This window comes from Methylobacterium sp. J-076 (assembly GCF_022829405.1).
GTDB lineage: Bacteria > Pseudomonadota > Alphaproteobacteria > Rhizobiales > Beijerinckiaceae > Methylobacterium.
In genome coordinates this window covers 1-20,765 of the sequence record NZ_JAKSXW010000081.1, presented here as the reverse complement: position 1 = coordinate 20,765, position 20,765 = coordinate 1, and the positions used below count along the sequence as shown (strand labels likewise).

The window sequence follows — 20,765 nt, the reverse complement described above, 5'->3', positions numbered from 1 at the left end:
GGATGCCTCTCGCCAGACACAGGACCAGGTCGGCGTCTACCTGCAGGACCAAGCGAAGTTCGGTGATTTTATCCTGACCCTGAACGGTCGCCATGACTGGGTCTTCCAAGACACCTACGCGACACCTGCCAGTGCGGTGTCGTCTCAGAACGACTCCGCATTCACCGGCCGCGTCGGCCTCGGCTACATTCTCGCTCCCGGCCTCGTGCCCTATGCCAGCTATGCCACGACGTTCACGCCGCAGGTCGGCTTCAACCGTAGCGGCCAAGCGTTCAAGTCAGCGACCGGCGACCAGCTCGAGGCAGGGGTGAAGTATCTGATCCCCGGTACGAACATCCAGACCGCCTTCGCCGGCTTCGAGATCAATCAGTCGAGCATCCTGATACCGGACTCGGCCAACCTTGCCTTCCAGACCGCAGGCGGCGCCGTACGGTCGAAGGGTTTTGAGGCGGAAGCGACCGCGAACCTTGCTCCGGGCACGAACCTCACCATCGCCTATACGCATGTCGATATCAGGTTCGTGAACTCAATCGACTCCACCGGTCAGTCGATTGCCGGAAACCTAGTCTCAGGCATCCCTCAAGACACCTATGCCTCATTCCTGACCTACGCGTTTCCGCCGTCCTCGCCGTTGCGCGGACTGCAAATCGGCGGCGGTATCCGCTACATTGGTGCGAGCTACGCAGACGATCTGAATACGGTACGCAACACTGCCGTCACGCTCTACGATGCGCTTGTCGCCTATGATTTCGCTGCGCTTGATCCTAAGTACAAGGGCTTCCGTGCACAGCTTAATGGTTACAACATTTTTGACCGGAACTTCCAAACCTGTTCGTTTGGCTTCTGTAACCGCAATCAGCCAGCTACAGTCATTGGTAGTCTTATCTATCGGTGGTAAGCGGTTTCGCCGATCATCAAATGATCAGGCGTGGATTCAATCAACGAACAGAACAACCGCGACCCGCGTGATGGCGGGTCGCCGTGGAATCAAAGCAAATTTGAGCCAACTGTGCGCGAGATCGATCTGACCCCAAGCTATCAAGACGCTTTGCGTCTCGCAAAGCTCCGTATCCAGGCGAAGAGCCTGGGACTAAGACTATCGAAGTCGCGCTGGCATCAGCCATACCTTAGAAACCGCGGCGGCTTGGTTATTCTGGATAGCCAAGACACAATTGTCGCAGGTGCTGGCTACAGCCTTGATCTCGCCTCCGTCGAAAAGATCCTTTCAGTGATGGCGGATCAAATGCCGCGATCAATGCTGCAATTGAGCGAGCGTATGGACCGATAAGAACTCAAACTGCAGATAAACCTTGCCACTGATAGAACGACCTTTCGGGCCGGAGAGGGGTTGTGAGTGGGCGGAGTGACAATGTCCGCTTTGATGCCACGATTCCTCGGAAGCGGACGGGAAGAAATCCACCCGACCCGGACGTTGAGCGTCCTCCGCCAAGCTGCCGCGAAGCGGACCTTCGGAGGGTTTGCGAAGGGTCGCAAGCGTTTCTTCCTGATGAATGTCAAGCTTCATATTTCGATAATTATTGGTCCGATTGATTGATCTGTTCCAAGCGTATGACCCGTCAGCTGCAAGCCTGACGGGTCATGTGTTTCCACCAACCCAGTTGGTGGATTTCTCCCTGTGAATGCTGGAATGGGCCATAGCTAAATACCTCAGGCGAAACTGAGGAAAATTTGATGTCTTTTGAGTCAATGAGAAAATTCCGTGCCGCTCTGATCAAGGTCTTTGAACCTTGGGAGCGGCGTCAGATCAGATGGCTGAGCCCGGGCATGCAGGAACAACGGGCTCAGGTACTGTCGGCGTTGGGTATGATGCATCCCCTATATGATCGCATGGAATGTTGCGGAGAGATGGACGAAAACCGCAACAACATGCGCGTGTGCGGGGTCCCGCTGTGCCCGCGCTGCTTTTTGCGTCGCCGAGGCAAAGAGACGGGCCGAGCGCTGGGTGAGGCCTTCGTGGGCGTTCCCAATGAGCAGCTGGCGTTCCTAACGCTGCTGCTGGAGACCATGCTGGATCTGAGCACGGTGGACCCGGGGATCCAGGCGACCAAGCGGCGAATCCGCAACATGATCGCCTACCAGCGCCGACACGACCCGCGGTGGAATGATGTTCAGCTGACGGGGTGGTGGGAGATGGACCGGGACTCGTACGGAGATCTGGAGGGATTTGGCCGGAACAAGCGAATGGCCATGCAAGCGTTGGGATGGCCCCTTTTTGCGCGTGCTTATGAGAGCACGGTGTGGCGACCGCATCTGCACGGGATTGTGGGGCTGGGCGGGGTGACGGCGCAGGAGTTCGCCGATGCGTTGAGAGCTCGTGGCCATGGCGCTCCCTATCAGGTGAACGTGAAGCCGTTTGATCGCGACCGGAGCGTGGTGAGAAACATCAAAGGGGTGATCCGGTACGCGTTGAAATTCCGGATTGAACGAGATTTCAAAGGCGAGAGCCAGGAAAATTGTGATGCGACAAGGAGTTTGGGATTTGTTCGTAGTTGGTGGGGGCAAGAGGACATACGTGAGTATGTGGAGTGGTTGATGTGCAAGAGAGGTGGGTTTGAGAGATTGAGGTTTGTGGTTCGTGCATCGTATTAGTCAGTACTTTTACATACATGATACTAACTAACTGGCTGATTCATTCAGGACTGCGGCCTGTGACCTGGGGCTTGCCATGTATTGAAAAAGTCCCAGACATCTTCCCAAAGTAAGGCTGAAGCGAACCGACCTGCTCCGCCCCATAGCCAGCTTTCTTGCAGATAAAGTATTGATCGAACTTTTCTGCGATTAGATGTCCCGTCGAGGAAATCCCGCTTGAAAATTTCTGGAACTATCCCTACGTCCCGGTCAGAAAATAATTCTTCAATAATCAAACAAATAGGCGTCCATCCATAGGTTACTCCTAGCACATATTTCAGCTCAAAGAGACTAACCGTATCTCGTCTAGGAGATGTATCAATTACAATGGATCGATTTGGATTTATTCCCCCTGCTTGCAGCATTTCTCTATTGGAAACGGCCCAAGGACCCTCGCATTCGTGATGGGTACGTTTCCACGCTTTCTGGATTAGACCATTGCCTGCCAGCTTTACTGATTGTCGATTGTGATAACGATGCTCGTCAACTGCATCGTCTACTTCGTATGTGTAAAACGGCATAAGTCATTTCCCCGGTTGATTTGCGCTGTAAGGAAGGCTTTGATGACTGTTTGTGCCGAAGGCAAGTTCTTTCACCATGGAAATGCCATATACCATTGCTCCACCTTCTAGGTATCAATTTTTTAGTACCCTGCCTGGTATTGCTTTATTCCCTAAGAATAGGTGGCCAATGGCAAGCGTAATCGAGCTTCTAAACAGAGTGGATGCAGCTGGTCTTCTTGGGATATCTGCCAAAGGTCAGCGGGTTCTAAAAATAACAGGCGATCGGTGCGATGAGATAGAGCAATCTATGCTTGAGCAGCGCTATGGGTTTGGCGCAATATTTGCTCGCGATGGCGCTGAGATCGTCATGATCTGCCTGATGGTTCCTGAGTACGGCGTTCAGCAAGCAGATGGCGATGCCTTCAATAAGGCATTTATGCGATTCAAACTCGCAGAGCAGGGTCTATTTAATAGCTGGCTTATCCCAGCAGGTTTCAAGGCTGTCCCAGCTGGATATTATTAACCGAACATCTACGGGTGCACTGGACCCAAGGCCTCAACCGGAGAGGAACGTTTTTGAACCAGCCTCTCGACAGCATCGCTGCAGTGCTCGAAGCCACTGGCGACTACCGCGTACTGCGTCGGTTGGAGCCCCTGATAGTGTGCTCGGATGCGCCCGACGAGCCCACTTTCATTGGCTTGATCCTCGACACCGAGACCACCGGCACCGACTGCGTCGCGGATGAGGTGATCGAACTGGGCATCCTCAAATTCGAGTATGGCGCGAGCGGCCGTATCTACCGCGTGCTGGAGACCTTCAACCAACTTCATCGGCCGGGTAAACCCATCCCTGCCGAGATCACCCGGCTAACCGGCATCACCGACGCCGATGTGGCTGGTAAGCACATCGATGACGCTGCCGTGCAGGCTTTGGCAGCCGACGCCGCAGTGGTGATAGCGCACAACGCCAGCTTCGACCGTCAGATGTGCGAGATCCGCTGGCCGGTGTTCACGGAGAAAAATTGGGCCTGCTCCTGCCATCAGATCCCATGGCGGGCAGAGGGCCATGAGGGCAGGAAACTGGGATACCTCCTGATCGACTATGGGTTTTTCCATAAGGGCCACCGGGCGATTGATGATTGCCACGCTCTCATGGCGCTGCTGGCGCAGCCGCTACAGACCTCAGGAAGGCAGGCCCTCTCCGCCCTTCTTGAGACTGCCCGCCGGCCCACCGTACGCTTGTGGGCGCAGGGAGCCACGATCGAGACTAAGGATACTCTGAAACGTCGTGGCTTCCGGTGGAGCGGGCCACGCCGGTGTTGGTACCTGGACTGCGATGAGGCGCACCTGGAGATCGAGCGAGCCTTCCTAGAGCTGGAGGTGTTTGGGCGTGCAATGCCCGATTTCCCGGTGGACCGGATCACAGCCCGTGACCGATATTCCGGTGCACCAACCCGGAGGCTCCGGCAGTGTGAAGCGGCGATCCTGTAGACGCGCCGCTCAATGGCTCCACGAAACCTCTTTCACGGCGCAGCTCGTGATGCTGCGACCGGCAAAAAGCTCGGTGTTGTAGAGGGTTATTCGCTTCTCAGGCGGCACGCGATAGCTGGTGCCGTCCGCGTATAGAGGGATCACCCGCAAATCCTGCTTGTGCGGTTGGCTGCCGCTCGCAGCGTTCAGGACCGAGCAGGAAAAGCTTACCCGTGTGAGGTTGGCATCCTGTCGCGTGTTGGTGACATCGAACACGTAGTGGTTGTCCCTGTCCTTGGCGTAGGTGAACGCGGGTTTGAATTGGGGGTCCGCGTAAAAATCGGCAGAGCCGATGCTACAGGTGGTGAGTGTCATGCTCATGCCGGGCTCCCATAGGAGTCCAGAACTGCTCAGCAAGGGTTGCTCCACCTCCTCACCAGGTGCCAGCCATCCGCCAGCGCCGACTGAAATCTCCTGCACCCGCTGGCTGGGCGTGCCGTTCGCGAATACCGGCGTGCATCGGACCATGGCCAGGCGAAGCCAATCCCGGGCGTGCCGATTGGTGATCCGCCCGTACAGGTGCGAGCCTTCGATCCGGGTCTGCAGGCTTACGGGTGCATCCGCGCCGTAGCGATGGAAGGCACCGCTAGGTTTGATCCTATCCTGGATGATGTGTTCGCTGTACGCCATCGTCAGGGGGAGGGCGCCCGCAATCAGCAGCACGAGTGTGGGGCTGCCGAGTAGGGTGGCCACGATGATGAGAAAGCCCGCGCCGAACACGAGGGCGCCGAGGATGATGCCTTCGTACAGGTAGGGAGCGAACGGATCGAGGCCCAAGCACCAGGCTGCAAGTATGCCGATGGCCGTGCTGGTGATCCAGAGGCGGATCAACAACTTTCTCGCATTTCCTGAGGGATCAGATGGGCAAGGCCACCCTGCGCGCCACCTCCTCCTCCCCTGGAGCGCCTGCTGTCATTCCGCGGCCAGGAAGCCCCAGCACTGGCGGGGCGCGGGTTCAGCAAACTTGCAGCCCGGGCGCCCTTCAAGCGCACGGGTGAGCGTTCTGCAGCAGGGCTGAAAACCCTGGCCATCGCCGCCGGGGCGGTGGCACATATTCGCGGATGACCACGCTTACCCATCCCCCGGTTTGGAGCCTTCTCACACACGCCAGCTTGCATGCCCTGTTGAAGCTGTCGGACGGAGGAATGCCGGCGGTGATCACCGTCGATGCCACGGCTGATGCCGCGATAACCGCGCCACTGGTTGGCACGACGCGCCTGATGATCCAGCGAGCTCAGGCTCTCGCCAGCCTCACGCTGACCGCCACGGGGGCGCTTAGCCGCGCCGACGTTCGCGCGCTCTTCGATGCTATGACCTGGCCCGGCTATGACAAGGCCCAGGAGCTCCTGATGAATAAGGTGCTCAACGAGATCGACGTGATGCCCGTGGAGGCCACCCGGCTCATCGCGCAAACTGCCAAGCTGTTTCGCAGACGGCAGAAGTGTCTGATCGCTACCAAAGCTGGTGCAGCCCTTGGTCGTGAGGAGCAAGCTGGTGAGCTGTTCCGCTGTCTGTTCGAGACGGTGTTTTGGCGCGTCAATCTCGGCTATTTCGACCGCGTGCCTACGGAGGCCTGGCCGCAGAACCACATCGGCATCGTGCTGTGGTGCCTTTCCATCACGTCCCCGGAGTGGGTCGCGCGCGAGGACCTGATGCGCAGCTGTACGGTTTGGGACCCCGCGCTGGACCACGGACCAGCGGATTTTGCAGGCTTCGCTTTCGAGAGCCGGGTGCTGCGACCGCTTACATGGCTGGGTCTGTTCGAAACCCAGTTGGCGGGTGATGAGAGCGCTCCATCGTGGCGGCGTGATCGGCAATATCGGAAAGCCCCGCTGTTCGATCAGGCCATCCGGTTTCGCTTAGAGCTCGCCAAACCGGCGGGCCTTGCGCACTGACTGGTGGCTGAGAATGAGCTGAGAAGATCGTTGGCAAGCCCGCATTCGCGGGATCACGTCATTCTGTACGCAAGCAGCTGGCGACCACATTGGCTCGCCTAAGCTCTTGCGATTACGCTCAGAAAAACCGCTAAAACACGGCTTTTGGCGGCATACGCGGGGCCCTCTTCGCACGTAGCAGACGGCGCAGTGAGCGGCACGATATGCCATGTCGCTCACCGTCACTCTCGCAGCGATCAAGCTGCCCGGGGCTTTCGGCGCTCCGCCATCATGAGCCCGCGGGCCACCGCCGCTTCCTTGATCTGAGGATCCAGCTCCCCCGCGCGCACGGCGATGATCAACGACTCCAGGGTGCCCGGCAGCTTATCCAGGCTGCTAATACTGATCGCCGCTTTGCCCGGCTGCAGCTCCAGCGGTTTGCCACCCACGCGCATGATGAAATGCACGGTGCCCGCCGGGTCCTGAAACCAGCCCCGACGCACGCGGCGGTTGACCTCAACCCGCACGCGCTGGCCCGAAGCATCCTTGCGCAGAGCCAGTATCTTGGGCGGCTCATACAGGCGGCCTTCCAGCGAAGCACTCACCATGTCCCGCTGGTCCCCCAGTTGTGCCAGCAGCTTGTCCCTTGCCCGGCCCAGTGGATCGTTGGCAGATACGGTGGGAACAGTGGCACTCAGCTTGAGGGTCTTCAACACACTCATCACTGTCTCCTCGCATGTGAGCTCCGTCAGCTCTCATGCACAGGAGGTTACTGCCGCTATCCCCATGTTCAACCGAAGAAACATGGGTTTTATTCCGAGCCTTAATAGGCGCTGCTGAACGCGGCTCTATCAGGCGTCGGCACGTCTGTTCCAAGTTGATCTCTTGAGCTGCTACCTGCTCTTCCAGAGCCTTGTCTGTGACCAGAAAACGGTCGTTCTGCTTTGCGCCCATTGCCGCAATCCAACTGTCAACGCTGGCAGCCCGAAAGCGGACACTCCCTCAGCGAATATTCTAGCGTCCGGACTCATAGGTATGGCCAAGCTTTACTTCTTCGACCTCGTGTACAGCCGACGCGTGAGGCCGGACGGCGATGGTATCCTGCTAAGCGATCTTGGTGCGGCCAAAAGGTATGGCACCCGATTGCTTGCCGAACACATCGTCGCGAACACGGGGGAACACGATAAGCAGCTCACTATGATCGTGAGAGATGCCAGCGGGGGCATGCTGTTCCGGCTTAGCATGGAGATGCATGTGGAGATGGCCGCCGCCGGCGGAAAAGTCGCTGACTATGAAATGAACGCACACACCCGAATAGTACGTCCTGCCGAAGGTCAAATATGGATTATAACCTATGTAAATTTCGCAAAAATAGGCAAATTATTGCGAGCGAGAGGCGATTATAAGCAGGAACATCTCCTCGTTGACGCGGGTTGCCGATCAAGATCCTCCCAAGGATCTCCACGAGTGACACAGGGAGTTTGAGATGAACGACAGAACTTTTCGCATGCCTTTGATCGCTGTGGCTGTGCTTCTTGGAAGCGCTAGCTTTGCTATCGCACAGGGCGGTGCGGCAGGTGGTGGAGCTGGTGGTTCAGGCACCGGTGGGGGCGCCGGCATGAGCGGCGGCTCTATAGGAACAGGCGGTTCGATGGGTGCGGGTGGCGGATCCGGCACCGGCATGAGCACGGGCGGTCAGATGAACGACGGGACCGGCACGGGTGGCCGCATGGGGACTGGCAACTCCGGCTCAATGGGAACCGGCTCGGCCGGGAGTTCCGGCTCGATGGGCAACGGAACGGGTGGCTCTTCGGGCACCATGGGTCGCTGATAGCGTCTCACCCCGCCATCCGTCGCAAAATGGGTGGTGGGGCTCTTCTGCCCTACGCAGGTTTGGCAGTTAGCTATCGACGACCTGTGCCTTCTCTTCCCAATCATAGAGTTTGTTTGCCTCACACCTCCCCCGATGCGGTGCATAGCTCGTACCGAAACCCGCTGTTCGGTAGTCAGTTCTATATCCGGGACGCTCTCAAGCAGCGCCCAATACCAGCCGTCTGGGGGGGGCGTGCTCGTCTCGGGATATGAAACTATGCTGTGCAGAACCGTTGTACCGTTCCTTCTCGCCATAAGCATCGCGACACCTGCCCTGGCCGAACCCGGTGCCATGGGTGAGCCGAAGATGCTGATCCATGGCAACTACTGCGGCCCTGGCAACAACGCCCCACTTCCGCCGATCGACGCCCTCGACGCAGCCTGCGCCCGGCACGACGCCTGCACGCCGAACGGCGGGATGCCGTCTCGGGCTTGCAACGTCCGCCTGCAGCGAGAGGCTGACGCGATCTCGCGTGATCCGAAGCAGCCTTCTGATGTGAAGGCAATGGCTGGTTTCGTCGCGGCAGGGGCAGCCATGCTTCAGATTACCGACGAACCCGGTCGCAACCTGACCATGATGCATCCAGGTGTGAGGCCGTAGCCTTCCGCAAGGCAGGGCGCCTGAATCTCCACGTACACCGCGTGGGAACTGTCGCTGCCCAGCGGGCCTTCCCCGCCCAACATCACGACCGATCGGAGATACCGGCATGCCCTTCCTCGCGGCTAAGGATGGAGCGCAGCTTTTCTACAAGGATTGGGGCAGCGGTCGGCCGGTCGTGCTGATCCACGGTTGGCCGCTCGACGCGGACATGTGGGAGTTTCAGCAGCCGGCGCTCACCGACGCAGGATTGCGCACGATCGCCTACGACCGTCGCGGCTTCGGCCGTTCGGATCAGACCTGGGGCGGCTACGACTACGATACCTTCGCCGACGACCTGAAGGCGGTGCTTGACGCCCTCGACCTGCAGGACGTCGCTCTCATCGGCTTCTCGATGGGTGGAGGCGAGATCGCCCGCTACATGAGCCGACACGGCGGCGCCCGGGTCACCCGGGCAGTGCTGGTCTCGGCGGTGACGCCGTACATGCTCAAGACCGCCGACAATCCCAAGGGCGTGGATCCGTCTGTGTTCGCGGGTATGATCGATGGATTGAAGAAAGACCGTCCGAATTTCATGGCGACCTTCTCCAAGACCTTCTTTGGGGTCGGAATGCTCTCGTCGCCGGTCTCATCCGACCTGATCCAGTGGACCGGCAACCTCGCGATGCTCGCTTCGCCAAAGGCGACAATCGCTAGCGTGACCGCCTTCGGAGAGACTGATTTCCGTGCCGACATGAGCGCGTTCCACGTGCCGACCCTCGTCATCCACGGCGACGACGACCAGACCGTGCCGATCGACGTGTCGGGCAAGGCTACCGCAGCCGCGATCCCCGGTGCCGAACTCACCGTCTACGAAGGCGCGCCGCACGCCGTGCCGTTCACCCATGCCGAGCGGCTGAACCGGGATCTCATCACCTTCCTGAAGGGCTGACCCGCACTCCACTCGCCATCGCCATCATGATCCGAGGAACCATGACATCGAGCCCGATCCTCCAGCGCGTCACCATCGGCGACCTGACCCTCAAGAACCGCATCGTGATGGCGCCGCTGACCCGCAGTCGGTCTTCGACCGCTGGCGTGCCGCCGGACTTTGCCGCCGACTATTACGGTCAACGCGCCAGCGCCGGCCTGATCGTCTCGGAAGCGACCAACATATCGCCCCAGGCGGTAGGCTACGCCTACACGCCGGGGATCTGGTCGGATGACCAAGTCAAGGCCTGGACGCGCATCGTTTCGACGGTCCACGCAAACGACGGATGCATCTTCCTCCAACTCTGGCACACTGGCCGGATATCCCATCCCGACCTTCAGCCGGGGAACGGGCTCCCGGTCTCGGCCTCGGCGGTGAAGCCGGAGGGGACCGCCTTCACAGTGGAGGGGATGAAGCCCCATGTCACCCCGCGGGCGTTGGAGACCGACGAGATCCCCGGCATCGTCGAGGATTACCGACGCGCGGCCGTGAACGCCAGGCGCGCCGGCTTCGACGGGGTCGAGATCCACTCAGCCAACAACTACCTGCTGGAGCAGTTCGTGCGCGACTCGACCAACAAGCGTGCCGACCGCTACGGTGGCTCGATCGGGAATCGTCTGCGCTTCCCGCTCGACGTGGTCCGTGCGGTGACCGAGGCCTGGGACGGCGGGAGCCGCGTCGGCATCCGGCTGTCGCCCGCCACGACGCAGCCCGGTGAGACGCCGCTCGACTCCGATACGCACGCCACCTTCGGCGCCTATGTCGATGCGCTGAACGCTTTCGGCCTGCTCTACATCCACACGATCGAGGGCGTGACGCAGCAGACCCGCGAGGTGCCGGACGGCGTCGATTTCCTCGACCTGCGTCGCCGGTTCGAGGGCTCCTATATTGGCAACAACCAGAACACTCTGGATCTTGCTGAAAAAGAACTAGCCGAGGGCCGTGCCGACCTGTTTAGCTTCGGCCGACTCTACCTCGCGAACCCCGACCTCGTTGGGCGACTGGCGAGCGGCGCGCCGTTGGCTGAGGCGCCCAAACAGTATTGGTACGGCGGCGGCGCGACCGGTTACTCCGACTGGCCAGGCATGAACGGGCCGGTGCCGGTACATCGCTGAATGGCCTCTGTCAGCCTGGCACGTCGCCGATCGTGGCTGGTTCGATCTCCGGTGTCTAGTCGCGACCGTGCCGGAAGCAGAACACTTGGTAGGTCCTCAGCCCTACCGGCATCCTCGAACCGAGCGGCCGGCGCGTAGCGAAGCTGTGGATCGGGTGGAACGGTAGCACCTCGTCGGCGTATCGGTGCGCGCCGGCTCCTTGCGTCCTACGCCGGCAGCACGAGCTGAGCGAAAGGGTGGTTTGGGCTAGCCTTCTCATCCCACCACGGCGGACGAAGGCATCGCTGATCTCTAAGCGCCCAGGCAATCTGCAGCCAGTCAGCGGGCCGTGAACAGCTACCACCCCGCTGCCGATCAGCAGCCTTACGGAACAGGGCTTGTTTGGAGCGGTTATTAAATCGGTTCTGAAACGTTGCGCTGTGTCGCTCGCCAGCGGGATCGCTGCACGCCCAGCTTCGATTCATAATCTCGCATCGGCGGTCCTTTACGATCATCAAGTGAAGCTTCAGCAGTAGATGGCATCCATGCGTCTTGAGAGTGCTTCGCCCGTCGCGGCTGACGCGAAAATCGGCATCCGCCTAACGATCAACGGCGAGGTGCGCGACATCCAGGTCGCCCCGTGGACGACGCTCCTCGATCTCCTGCGCGAGCGCCTCGACCTCACGGGCACGAAGAAGGGCTGCGACCACGGTCAGTGCGGGGCCTGCACCGTTCTCGTGGATGGAACGCGCGTGAACGCTTGCCTGATCCTGGCCGTGATGAAGGACGGCGCCGAGATCACCACAGTCGAGGGGCTGGGGGGCCTTGCCAACGGCGGTGCCGGCTCGAACGGGCTGCACCCGATCCAGGCGGCCTTTGTCGAGCACGACGCCTTCCAGTGTGGGTACTGCACGCCCGGGCAGCTCTGCTCGTCGGTGGGCATGTTGAACGAGGGCCACGCCCGCACCCGCGACGAGATCCGGGAGGCGATGAGCGGCAACCTCTGCCGCTGCGGCGCTTACACCAACATCGTCGACGCGATCGAAGACGTGTTGCAGGGAGAGGCCCGATGAATCGCTTCGACTACGTCCGCGCCGGCACAGTGGCGGAGGCGGTGCAGGCCTACGGCACGGCGGACCGGGCCCGCTTCATCGCGGGCGGCACCAACCTCGTCGACCTGATGAAGTACGACGTCGAGCGGCCGGGTCGGCTCATTGACATCACCCGGCTGCCGCTCGACGCCATCGAGGACCACGCGGGCGGCCTGCGGATCGGGGCGCTGGTGACGAACGCGGCGCTAGCCTACGATGCCCGCGTCGGCGAGCGCTACTCGCTCTTGCGCGATGCCATCCTGGCTGGGGCCTCGGCGCAGTTGCGCAACGCCGCCTCGACCGGCGGCAACTTGCTCCAGCGCACCCGCTGCTACTATTTCTACGACACGGCCACGCCTTGCAACAAGCGCGAGCCGGGCACCGGTTGCCCGGCGATCGGCGGCCTGAACCGCATCCACGCGATCTTCGGGGCGAGCGAGGCCTGCATCGCCACGCACCCGTCCGACATGTGCGTGGCGCTGGCCGCTCTCGAGGCCACGGTGCGGGTCAGCGGTCCCGCGGGGGAGCGCATGATCGCTTTCGCCGATTTCCACCGCCTGCCCGGCAGCACGCCGGAGAAGGACACCAACCTCGAACCAGGCGAGATCGTCGTCTCCGTCGATCTGCCCGAGACCGGCTACGCGCGGAACTACACCTACCTCAAGCTGCGCGACCGCCTTTCCTACGCCTTCGCCTTGGTCTCGGTGGCGGCCGGGCTCGAACTCGACGGCGATCGCGTCAAGACCGCCCGCCTCGCCCTTGGCGGCGTGGCGCACAAGCCCTGGCGCAACCGGGAGGCCGAGGCCCTGCTCCAGGGCAAGCCCGCCACCCGTGAGACCTTCCAGGCGGCAGCCGACCTCGTCGTCGCCGAGGCCAAGCCGCAATCCGAGAACGGCTTCAAGGTGGAGCTTGCCCGGCGCGCCATCGTGCGCGGCCTGGAGCAGGCCGCTGCCGGCACGCCGCAATCGATCACCGACAAGCGCATCCAGTAGGCCTCGCCATGACCCAGCACTTCAGCACGACCGGCCACGACACCTTCGTTGGCTCCCCGCGCAGCCGGGTCGACGGCCCGGCCAAGGTCACCGGCCTCGCTAAGTACGCTGCCGAGTTCACGGCGAGCGACCTCGCTCATGGCTACGTGGTGTCGAGCGCCATCGCAAAGGGGCGCATCACCCGCATCGACGCCCGTGCCGCCGAGGCGGTGCCCGGCGTCGTCAAGGTGCTCACTCACGAGAACCGTGACCGCACCGCCTGGCTGGACTACAACTACCAGGATGCGGTGGCGCCCCCCGGCTCACCGTTCCGCGCGCTCTACGACGACGCGATCCTGTACAGCGGCCAGCCCGTCGCCCTGGTGATCGCCGAGGATTTCGAGACTGCGCGCTATGCCGCGACGCTGGTGCGGGTCAAGTACGACACCGAGACCCCGGTCACCGACGTACGGCAGGTCGAGGACGAAGCCTACGTGCCGCCGAAGAAGCGCAACGGCATCAAGCCGCCGCCTAAGCCCTGGGGCGACGCCGACGCAGCCTTCGACAACGCGCCGATCCAGCTGCGCCAGGATTATCGCCTCGCCATTGAGCACCACAACCCGATGGAGCCGCATGCCTCGACCGTGGTCTACGAGGGTGACGGCAAGTACACCGTCTACGACAAGATCCAGGGCGTCTCGAACAGCCAGGCCTACATCGCCTCGGTATTCGGGTTGAAGAAGGACGACGTGCGGGTGATGAACCCCTATCTCGGGGGCGGCTTCGGCTCGGGCCTGCGCCCGCAATACCAGCTCTTCCTGGCGATGCTGGCGGCACGCGACCTCAAGCGCTCGGTCCGCGTGGTCCTGACCCGCGACCAGATGTGGACCTTCAGCTACCGCCCGGACGCGCTCCAGACGGTGTCACTCGGCGCCGATCGAGACGGCGGCCTGCAGGCCCTACGCCACGACGCGACCGGCGCCACCTCGCACTTCGAGGACTACCAGGAGGTCGTCGTGAACTGGGCGGGCGTACTCTACAAGTGCGACAACGTCGCCCTGACCTACAAGCTGGCCAAGCTCGACACGCACACGCCCTCCGACATGCGCGCCCCGGGGGCGGTGACGGGGGTGTTCGCCATTGAGATCGCAATGGACGAGCTCGCCTACGAGACGGGCGTCGACCCGATCGCCTTGCGCCTGCGCAACTACTCCGATGTGGACGCGACGGCCGGCGGCAAGCTGTTCGGCTCGAAGGCCCTGAAGTCCTGCTTCGAGCAGGGCGCGGAGCGCTTCGGCTGGGCGAAGCGCACCCCGGAGCCCCGCTCAATGCGCGACGGCCGGGAACTCGTGGGCTGGGGCATGGCCACGGGCGTCTGGGAATCGATGATGATGCAGACGAACGCCCGCGCCGTCCTCACCGCGGACGGCAAGCTTGAGGTCGGCAACACAGCCGGCGAGATCGGTACCGGCACCTACACCATCCTAGCACAGATCGCGGCCGACAGCCTGGGCCTGCCGATGGAGGACGTGACCACGAAGCTCGGCGACACGAGCCTACCCGAGGCGCCGGTCTCGGGCGGCTCGTGGACGGCGGCGTCCTCGGGGACGGCGGTGATGAAGGCCTGCCGTAGCGTGGCGGCGCAGGTCTTCGTCCTCGCCCGCCAGATGGAGGCTTCGCCGCTCGCCAACGTCGACTTTGAGCGGGTCGTCTTCGCCGACGGCCGCATCGCGGTGGCCGACGATCCGAGCCGCAGCGTGTCCCTCGTCGAGGCGATGCGGGCGGGCGGCATGGACCGCATCGAGGCTGTCGAGAGCGCCACGCCGGACAAGGACTTCAATAGCGCCTACGAGGCCTACACTCACTCGGCCGTGTTCGTCGAGGTGAAGATCGACGAGGAGTTGGGGCAGGTGCGCCTCACCCGCGTGGTCTCGGCGATCGCAGCCGGCAAGATCCTCAACCCGAAGACCGCGCGCAGCCAGATCCTGGGCGGGGTGGTCATGGGGATCGGCTCGGCGCTCGAAGAGGAGTCGATGATGGACCACCGCCTCGGCCGGTTCATGAACCACAACCTCGGCGAGTACCACGTGCCGGTGAACGCCGACATCTACGACATCGACGTGATCTTCGTGGACGAGGAGGACAAGGCCAACCCGCTGGGCGTCAAGGGTCTGGGTGAGATCGGCATCGTCGGCACCGCCGCGGCCATCGCCAACGCCGTGTTCCACGCCACCGGCAAGCGCATGCGCCACCTACCGATCACAGTGGATAAGCTGCTATGATAGGGCAACCGTTCCCACCGACGCCGGACTGTGCCTACTGGGCTACGACGGGATCGATCTAGTGGTCGAAACCTGACGGTTGAGTCCGTCCCGGATTTCGGTTTGGGCTGTGTCCTGCGAGTCTGGCGGGATGCGCAGTTGCATCTCCTTCTCGCTTGCCGCTTCGGATCGCCTTCGGCTGGAAGCCCTCGTAGCTGACCGGAATACGCCTCAGAAGCATGTCTGGCGCGCTTGCATCGTGCTGCTGAGCGCCGATGATCTGGGTACTCATGCGATCATGCGTGATGCAGGCGTATCTAAGATTGCGGTCTGGCGCTGGCAGGAGCGCTTCGCACAGGAGGGCCTTGATGGGCTCCTTCGCGACAAGACACGCCCAGCCCGCATCCCACCGCTCGGCCCGGAGGTGGCGGCGCGCGCGGTGGCCCTGACCCAGGCTGATCCGCCCGGTGAGACCACGCATTGGACGGCGGCTGCCATGGCCAAGGCTGCATCCATCAGCGTCTCGTCGGTGCAGAGGATCTGGCGCGGGCACGGCCTGCAGCCGCATCGAGTGCGGCAGTTCAAGCTTTCCACCGACTCAGCCTTCGCCGCCAAACTGCGCGATGTGGTCGGGCTCTACGTCGATCCACCGGCCCATGCCGTAGTGTCCTCCGTCGACGAGAAGTCGCAGATCCAGGCGCTCACCCGAACGCAGGAACCGTTGCCGATGAAGCCGGGTCAGCCCACGACGCGCACCCACGACTACAAGCGCCACGGCACCACGACCTTGTTTGCCGCCCTGGACGTCTTGGAGGGCAAGGTGATCGGCCGCTGCATGCAGCGCCACCGGCATCAGGAGTTCATCCGCTTTCTCAACGCGGTCGAGGCGGCGGTCCCGGCCGGAAAGGTCGTCCACGCGATCTTGGACAACTACGCCGTCCACAAGCACCTGAAGGTCCGCGCCTGGCTCGACCGGCACCCGCGCTGGACCTTCCACTTCACGCCCACCTCCACCTCCTGGCTCAACGCCGTCGAGGGCTTCTTTGCCAAGCTCGCGAGGCGCCGGCTGCGACAGGGCGTGTTCGGATCACTCTTCGAGGTCCAGGCTGCCATCAAACGCTTCATCGCCGAGAGCAACGGGGATCCGAAGCCCTTCGTCTGGACCGCAGACCCGGACCGCATCATCCAGGCCGCCAAACGCGGGCAAATCCACGGGCGTACGGCTCGTGACCAAACCCTGATCGCAGACGACCGCCTCGTCGACCCAGGTACCGCCCGCGTTCTCGATGTCCCGAAATGGTGAGCGTAGTTATTGACCCGATTGGAGGCTGTCCGCTTTCGTTGTCACCGTTCTTCAAAGCAGACCAGCAGCATTCGGCCAACTTCGGTCGCGTTGGCAGACGCCTCTGAACGGCTGGGTTGGGTGGAAAGCAGCTCGTCCGCTTCAGCATCGACGGGGAGCAGAAGCGGACCGCTACGCACCAAGAGGCTCGGCCGAACGCAGGCGCGGCGGTAATGCCGATGCCGGTGAAGCTCGGATCCTAGAGGGTAGCCCGTGCGCCGGTGGGATCAGCCCTGCAGTCGGCGAGGTGCACAACGACGAGGAGGGCGAGCGCTCCCGAAAGGGGCCGGAGCCCGAGGGCGCCGGCCAGTGTAGGGAGGAAACGCCCACCATGGGCTCGGAGACGGCTCGCATCAGACATGCCAGCCGAAAGCCGTATAAGCCCGGCAAGTCGATGCGGCACGTCCTGCTCCGGATCTGGGGCGCCGGCGGCACGGCCTACGTCGGGCGCCGGATGACGCTCTACCGCGACAACGGCGTGCAGTTAGGCGGCGTCGCCGTCGGCGGCATCCGGATCAGCCACATGTCGGGGATCTGCTCGGCAATGACGATAGCGCTCACCGCCGCGAAGGCCCGGCGCGTTCCCTACACGGTGAAGCCGCTGGGCGAGGAGCGATCCCCGGCACCGAACCTGCCCGCACCCGACGCGGGCAGTAGCGAGCCCGAGTAGCGCCAGCAGCCCAGCGCCCGGCTGGACATGCGCAACGGCCTCGTCGTGGACGAGACGATCCTCGCCCACATGACGCTCACGCGCGAGATCGAGCTCGCCCGCAAGGGCAAGCCGCACGATCCGGCGCTGATGCGGCTCTCCCGCTCAAGGCGGAGTAGCACCATGGTCAAGATCATCTTTCACAGCGCGATCGCTTGCAAAGTGACCAGTCGGGATACCGTGCTCCGCGTGGTGTCAGCAGGTGGCGAGCATCAACAACACCCCGGCGATCGTGAACGCAAACGCGCATATCGTGCGGATACAGAACGACCCGTAGTGCTGGCCAATGCGCCAGCGCCGACACGCCAGGTGATCGAACTCCAGGCCCATGGCGAGGAGCAAGATGCCGACGCACGCTTGGAAGCTCGGCAAGACTTCGATCCCTGGTCCGACGCGCAAACTGCGCATCGAGACTTTTGTCTACCAGAGATATGGCACCGTGTATCAACACGGGCGAGCGCCACGTACCCGGCATCGGAACCACTCCAAACCGTTGGCCGGTCTCGCTCACCGCGTGGCGACCTACATACCCTTCATCGAATCGATGAGACCGGGTTCTTCGCTTTCAGGGACAGCGCGAGGCTCCGCCTTCTCGCTGGCGTTTTGTGCCTCCGGAATGCGATCTTGCGGACAGCCGTCCTCAGCGAGTTGCTTGCGGCCGGCACGCGTCGCTGCTGCGATCTCTTCAGGGGTCAGCGTCGTACCGCCGCTCTCGTCGCGAGTCATAGCCGTCTCCCTGGCTGTGCTGTCGTCGCGACATGGATGCCGTTCAGCACTTGTATGTCGAAGTGGCTGACTGGATGGCTAGTTCCGTTGGGTGGCTCTTGGTCTGCGATCGCTGCCCCTTCGATGTCGGCCAGCATAGGGGCTGACCAGGGATCGCACCGGAGTGAGCACCTCACTCAGGGATCAAAGTCTACTCCAATCTTCCGTCCGCTGCGCCAGAGCAAACCATATGGTCTGTCGATATATGCTGCTTCGCAGATCAGGCGTCCGGTTACAGCTATCTCAGAATCCAGATCGACTTCCAGAAGCGCTTCGCAGTCGCTCATGCTCCAAATCAAACAGTCCAAGCACTGCTTCCCTCCCGCCGAGAACAGCGTCCCGGTCTTCAATATGTCTTTCTTGGGGAGTTGCTTGATAATTAATAACAATAATCGCTCCTCCTGTTTGTTGGGTGGAGCTAGGTCACGCACAACCTAACGATCTCTGAACCCTGCACCGATGTGTGCAGCGTTAGGTGAGAAAGCGCATGTCCGCCCCTACGGATGAAACTCAGATCAGTGTCAGGAAACGCATGTTCGTTGTGTTCGCCCTAGACGGGACGCTCGCGCTCACGGAGCACCGCGCGGACTTTCTGAATTGGCCCGGCAGTACCAAGGACTGGCGTGGATTCTTCCGGGAAGCATATTTCCGCAGGAAGTGGCAACGTAGCCCATGCCAAGCTGGTGGAGCGCTGTGCTTCGAGCGAACGCGCCTGCGCCGCCTGCGCATTCGGCGTTCGGGAGCCTTTCGACCCGGCCCGGACTTGATTGCAAATGAGTGATCCGTCCGATCCCGCAGAGCCCTACGCCCTCGTCGTCGACGACGACGGGCTCATCCGGATGGATGCGATGTACATCCTGGAGGATGCAGGCTTTCGGACCTTCGAGGCGAGCGACGGCGACAAGGCCATGAAGCTCCTCGACCGGGAACACGCCGTCATCGTGCTGCTCTTCACCGACGTGCAGATGCCCGGCTCCCGCGACGGCTTCGCGGTCGCCCGCGAGACCGCCGCCCGGTGGCCGCATATCGCCATCGTGGTGGCATCGGGGCATCTGCGGCCAGGGCCCGGGGACATGCCGGAGGGGGCGTGCTTTATCGGCAAACCGTTCACCGCCGACATGGTCCACGACCACCTACAGGAAATCCTGCCCGACGGGCGCAAACCGGCACCGCTGCGCCGACGGGAACGGGGGGCGGAGGACACGCTGGCGCCGGGGGCGCAAGCGCATTGATGTACCACGACACGCTTCGGTCGATGCCGCCCGCCACGTTTTAGACGGCTGCCGTACGATTTTGTTGTCCGAGCGGTCTGGGGTGGAGGGATCTCGTACCCCGGTCACATCAGGCGGCATAGCAGGCAAGAGCGAATGGCCAGGCAATCCTGGCCCGCTGGATAGCGACCGGGCGGGCTTAAAGTCGCCTCGCATCGACCGGTGCTCGTGGGCCGGACCGGGCTCGGCGGAGGAATGGCAGCTCGGGGTCGGAAGCGGGATGGCCGCACAGGGTGGTTTTCCGCCCGTCCGCTTTCGGACGGCAAGTGCATCGAAGCGGACATAGTGGGGTTTTGAACGCGCCGACCAAGCCGGAAGCCGGGCCTGATCAGACCGAACCCCTCGCATGAAGGCTGAGGAGCCGGCGCAGGACGTCGCTCAATTGCAATGCCGAGTACGGCTTCTGCAGCAGCTCGAACCCGTGCGTGCCCTCCTGCGCCAGCACGTGGCTGTAGCCGGATGCTAGGACCACCGGCAGATGCGGCAACCGCCGCTGCAGCGCCTTGGCGAGTTCTACGCCCCCCATGCCTGGCATCACCACGTCGGTAAACACCAGGTCGAAGCCTGCGCCGTCGCCACCCAATAGGTCCAACGCCTCCTCGGCGTTGGCCGCCCAGGTCGGTCGGTAACCCAGGTCCTCAAGGATTTGGGTCGCGAACTGACCGACGCCGATGTTGTCCTCGACGACGAGGATGCGCTGCCCCGTGCCGAGAAGCGTCAGGCGCCCATTGGGCCCGCGGGCACAGGCCGGGACCTCCTCTTGCTCGACTTCCGGAAGGTAGAGGGTGAAGGTTGTGCCTTCCCCGACAAGGCTAGCCACGTCAATGTCGCCGCCCGATTGCTTTGCGAAGCCGAATACCTGCGACAGGCCGAGCCCCGTGCCCTTACCGACCTCCTTGGTGGTGAAGAACGGCTCGAAGATCCGGCTGAGTAGGTCCGGGGGGATACCTGAACCTGTGTCGACGAGAGAGACCGCGGCGAAGGCTTTGCGTGAGCCGGCATGCCCGCGGATGACAGGAAGGGTCGTCCGGCATCCGAGGCGCAGGGTGAGTGTTCCTTCCCCTTCCATGGCATCGCGTGCGTTGACGGCCATGTTGATGAGTGCGGTCTCGAACTGACTCAAATCCGCCCGGACGAAGCAAGGAGCATCGGGCACCTGTGCGACCACGTAGACGCGTGCGCCCGTCACAGTATCGAGCATCTCCGCGATCCCGCGCATCCTCTCGCCGACGTCGAACACCTCTGGCTTGAGTGCCTGCCGGCGT

At 62.3% G+C, this 20,765-nt stretch carries 22 protein-coding genes and 2 pseudogenes; 16 read left to right on the top strand and 8 right to left on the bottom strand.

The window, feature by feature from the left end; translation table 11 throughout:
• The 3 genes from MKK53_RS07275 to MKK53_RS07265 form a co-directional block, all read left to right on the top strand.
• Positions 1 to 898: TonB-dependent receptor domain-containing protein (locus MKK53_RS07275; protein WP_243928028.1), on the top strand; the 898-nt coding region annotated here is incomplete at its 5' end.
• A 30-nt stretch (positions 899 to 928) separates the two neighbouring features.
• Positions 929 to 1,288 (top strand): hypothetical protein, encoded by a 360-nt coding sequence (locus MKK53_RS07270; RefSeq protein ID WP_243928027.1) that lies wholly within the window; start codon positions 929 to 931, stop codon positions 1,286 to 1,288.
• Positions 1,289 to 1,692: 404 nt separating this feature from the next.
• Positions 1,693 to 2,610 carry a hypothetical protein gene (locus tag MKK53_RS07265; RefSeq protein ID WP_243928026.1) on the top strand — a complete coding sequence of 306 codons (918 nt, stop codon included), beginning with the start codon at positions 1,693 to 1,695 and terminating at the stop codon, positions 2,608 to 2,610.
• 44 nt (positions 2,611 to 2,654) lie between these two features.
• Here MKK53_RS07265 and MKK53_RS07260 read toward each other — a convergent pair whose 3' ends face one another.
• Positions 2,655 to 3,170, bottom strand: a complete 516-nt coding sequence (locus tag MKK53_RS07260) for a hypothetical protein (protein ID WP_243928025.1) — start codon at positions 3,168 to 3,170, stop codon at positions 2,655 to 2,657.
• A 169-nt stretch (positions 3,171 to 3,339) separates the two neighbouring features.
• Between MKK53_RS07260 and MKK53_RS07255 the strand changes: the two genes are divergently transcribed.
• Together MKK53_RS07255 and MKK53_RS07250 are read left to right on the top strand one after the other, a co-directional pair.
• Entirely contained in the window at positions 3,340 to 3,675 is a 336-nt protein-coding gene (locus tag MKK53_RS07255; RefSeq protein ID WP_243928024.1) for a hypothetical protein, read from the top strand.
• A gap of 53 nt (positions 3,676 to 3,728) precedes the next feature.
• On the top strand, positions 3,729 to 4,643 hold the full coding sequence (locus tag MKK53_RS07250; RefSeq protein ID WP_243928023.1) for a 3'-5' exonuclease: 915 nt from the start codon (positions 3,729 to 3,731) through the stop codon (positions 4,641 to 4,643).
• Between the two features lie 9 nt (positions 4,644 to 4,652).
• On the opposite strand, the gene MKK53_RS07245 is transcribed toward MKK53_RS07250, so the two are convergent.
• Entirely contained in the window at positions 4,653 to 5,513 is an 861-nt protein-coding gene (locus MKK53_RS07245; RefSeq protein WP_243928022.1) for a hypothetical protein, read from the bottom strand.
• 314 nt (positions 5,514 to 5,827) lie between these two features.
• Here MKK53_RS07245 and MKK53_RS07240 point away from each other — a divergent pair, with 314 nt between their 5' ends.
• The gene (locus tag MKK53_RS07240; RefSeq protein ID WP_243928021.1) at positions 5,828 to 6,577 is read left to right on the top strand and encodes a hypothetical protein; all 750 of its coding nucleotides are present in this window, start codon (positions 5,828 to 5,830) and stop codon (positions 6,575 to 6,577) included.
• Between the two features lie 236 nt (positions 6,578 to 6,813).
• Here the strand turns inward: MKK53_RS07240 and MKK53_RS07235 are convergent, their stop codons facing one another.
• Entirely contained in the window at positions 6,814 to 7,278 is a 465-nt protein-coding gene (locus tag MKK53_RS07235) for a DUF6641 family protein (RefSeq protein ID WP_243928020.1), read from the bottom strand.
• A gap of 313 nt (positions 7,279 to 7,591) precedes the next feature.
• Here MKK53_RS07235 and MKK53_RS07230 point away from each other — a divergent pair, with 313 nt between their 5' ends.
• The 8 genes and pseudogenes from MKK53_RS07230 to MKK53_RS07195 all read left to right on the top strand — a co-directional run.
• Positions 7,592 to 8,041, top strand: coding sequence for a DUF6894 family protein (locus MKK53_RS07230; RefSeq protein ID WP_243928019.1), 450 nt, complete (start codon positions 7,592 to 7,594; stop codon positions 8,039 to 8,041).
• A gap of 604 nt (positions 8,042 to 8,645) precedes the next feature.
• A complete protein-coding gene (locus MKK53_RS07225; protein ID WP_243928018.1) occupies positions 8,646 to 9,029 on the top strand; it encodes a hypothetical protein in 384 nt (127 codons plus the stop codon).
• A 106-nt stretch (positions 9,030 to 9,135) separates the two neighbouring features.
• Positions 9,136 to 9,957, top strand: a complete 822-nt coding sequence (locus MKK53_RS07220) for an alpha/beta fold hydrolase (protein WP_243928017.1) — start codon at positions 9,136 to 9,138, stop codon at positions 9,955 to 9,957.
• A 41-nt stretch (positions 9,958 to 9,998) separates the two neighbouring features.
• Positions 9,999 to 11,111: an alkene reductase gene (locus MKK53_RS07215; protein ID WP_243928016.1), complete on the top strand. Its 1,113-nt coding sequence runs from the start codon at positions 9,999 to 10,001 to the stop codon at positions 11,109 to 11,111.
• A 524-nt stretch (positions 11,112 to 11,635) separates the two neighbouring features.
• Positions 11,636 to 12,163, top strand: a complete 528-nt coding sequence (locus tag MKK53_RS07210; protein WP_243928029.1) for a (2Fe-2S)-binding protein — start codon at positions 11,636 to 11,638, stop codon at positions 12,161 to 12,163.
• Positions 12,160 to 13,173, top strand: a complete 1,014-nt coding sequence (locus tag MKK53_RS07205) for an FAD binding domain-containing protein (protein WP_243928015.1) — start codon at positions 12,160 to 12,162, stop codon at positions 13,171 to 13,173. The genes MKK53_RS07210 and MKK53_RS07205 overlap by 4 nt, the downstream gene beginning before the upstream one ends.
• A gap of 8 nt (positions 13,174 to 13,181) precedes the next feature.
• Positions 13,182 to 15,434 carry a xanthine dehydrogenase family protein molybdopterin-binding subunit gene (locus MKK53_RS07200; protein ID WP_243928014.1) on the top strand — a complete coding sequence of 751 codons (2,253 nt, stop codon included), beginning with the start codon at positions 13,182 to 13,184 and terminating at the stop codon, positions 15,432 to 15,434.
• A gap of 130 nt (positions 15,435 to 15,564) precedes the next feature.
• A pseudogene (locus tag MKK53_RS07195) lies at positions 15,565 to 16,617 on the top strand (IS630 family transposase); the annotation flags it as partial.
• Between the two features lie 36 nt (positions 16,618 to 16,653).
• On the opposite strand, the pseudogene MKK53_RS25690 reads toward MKK53_RS07195, so the two are convergent.
• Positions 16,654 to 16,701, bottom strand: a pseudogene (locus MKK53_RS25690) (hypothetical protein); the annotation flags it as partial.
• Between the two features lie 385 nt (positions 16,702 to 17,086).
• Between MKK53_RS25690 and MKK53_RS07190 the strand changes: the two are divergent.
• Positions 17,087 to 17,425 (top strand): hypothetical protein, encoded by a 339-nt coding sequence (locus MKK53_RS07190; RefSeq protein ID WP_243928012.1) that lies wholly within the window; start codon positions 17,087 to 17,089, stop codon positions 17,423 to 17,425.
• 234 nt (positions 17,426 to 17,659) lie between these two features.
• On the opposite strand, the gene MKK53_RS07185 is transcribed toward MKK53_RS07190, so the two are convergent.
• The 3 genes from MKK53_RS07185 to MKK53_RS07175 form a co-directional block, all read right to left on the bottom strand.
• Entirely contained in the window at positions 17,660 to 17,872 is a 213-nt protein-coding gene (locus MKK53_RS07185) for a hypothetical protein (protein ID WP_243928011.1), read from the bottom strand.
• Between the two features lie 114 nt (positions 17,873 to 17,986).
• Entirely contained in the window at positions 17,987 to 18,190 is a 204-nt protein-coding gene (locus tag MKK53_RS07180; RefSeq protein ID WP_243928010.1) for a hypothetical protein, read from the bottom strand.
• 176 nt (positions 18,191 to 18,366) lie between these two features.
• Positions 18,367 to 18,660 (bottom strand): hypothetical protein, encoded by a 294-nt coding sequence (locus MKK53_RS07175; protein WP_243928009.1) that lies wholly within the window; start codon positions 18,658 to 18,660, stop codon positions 18,367 to 18,369.
• Positions 18,661 to 19,002: 342 nt separating this feature from the next.
• On the opposite strand from MKK53_RS07175, the gene MKK53_RS07170 reads away from it, so the two are divergent.
• A complete protein-coding gene (locus tag MKK53_RS07170; protein WP_243928008.1) occupies positions 19,003 to 19,461 on the top strand; it encodes a response regulator in 459 nt (152 codons plus the stop codon).
• Between the two features lie 367 nt (positions 19,462 to 19,828).
• Here the strand turns inward: MKK53_RS07170 and MKK53_RS07165 are convergent.
• The coding region (locus MKK53_RS07165) for an ATP-binding protein (RefSeq protein ID WP_243928007.1) at positions 19,829 to 20,765 on the bottom strand (937 nt) is incomplete at its 5' end.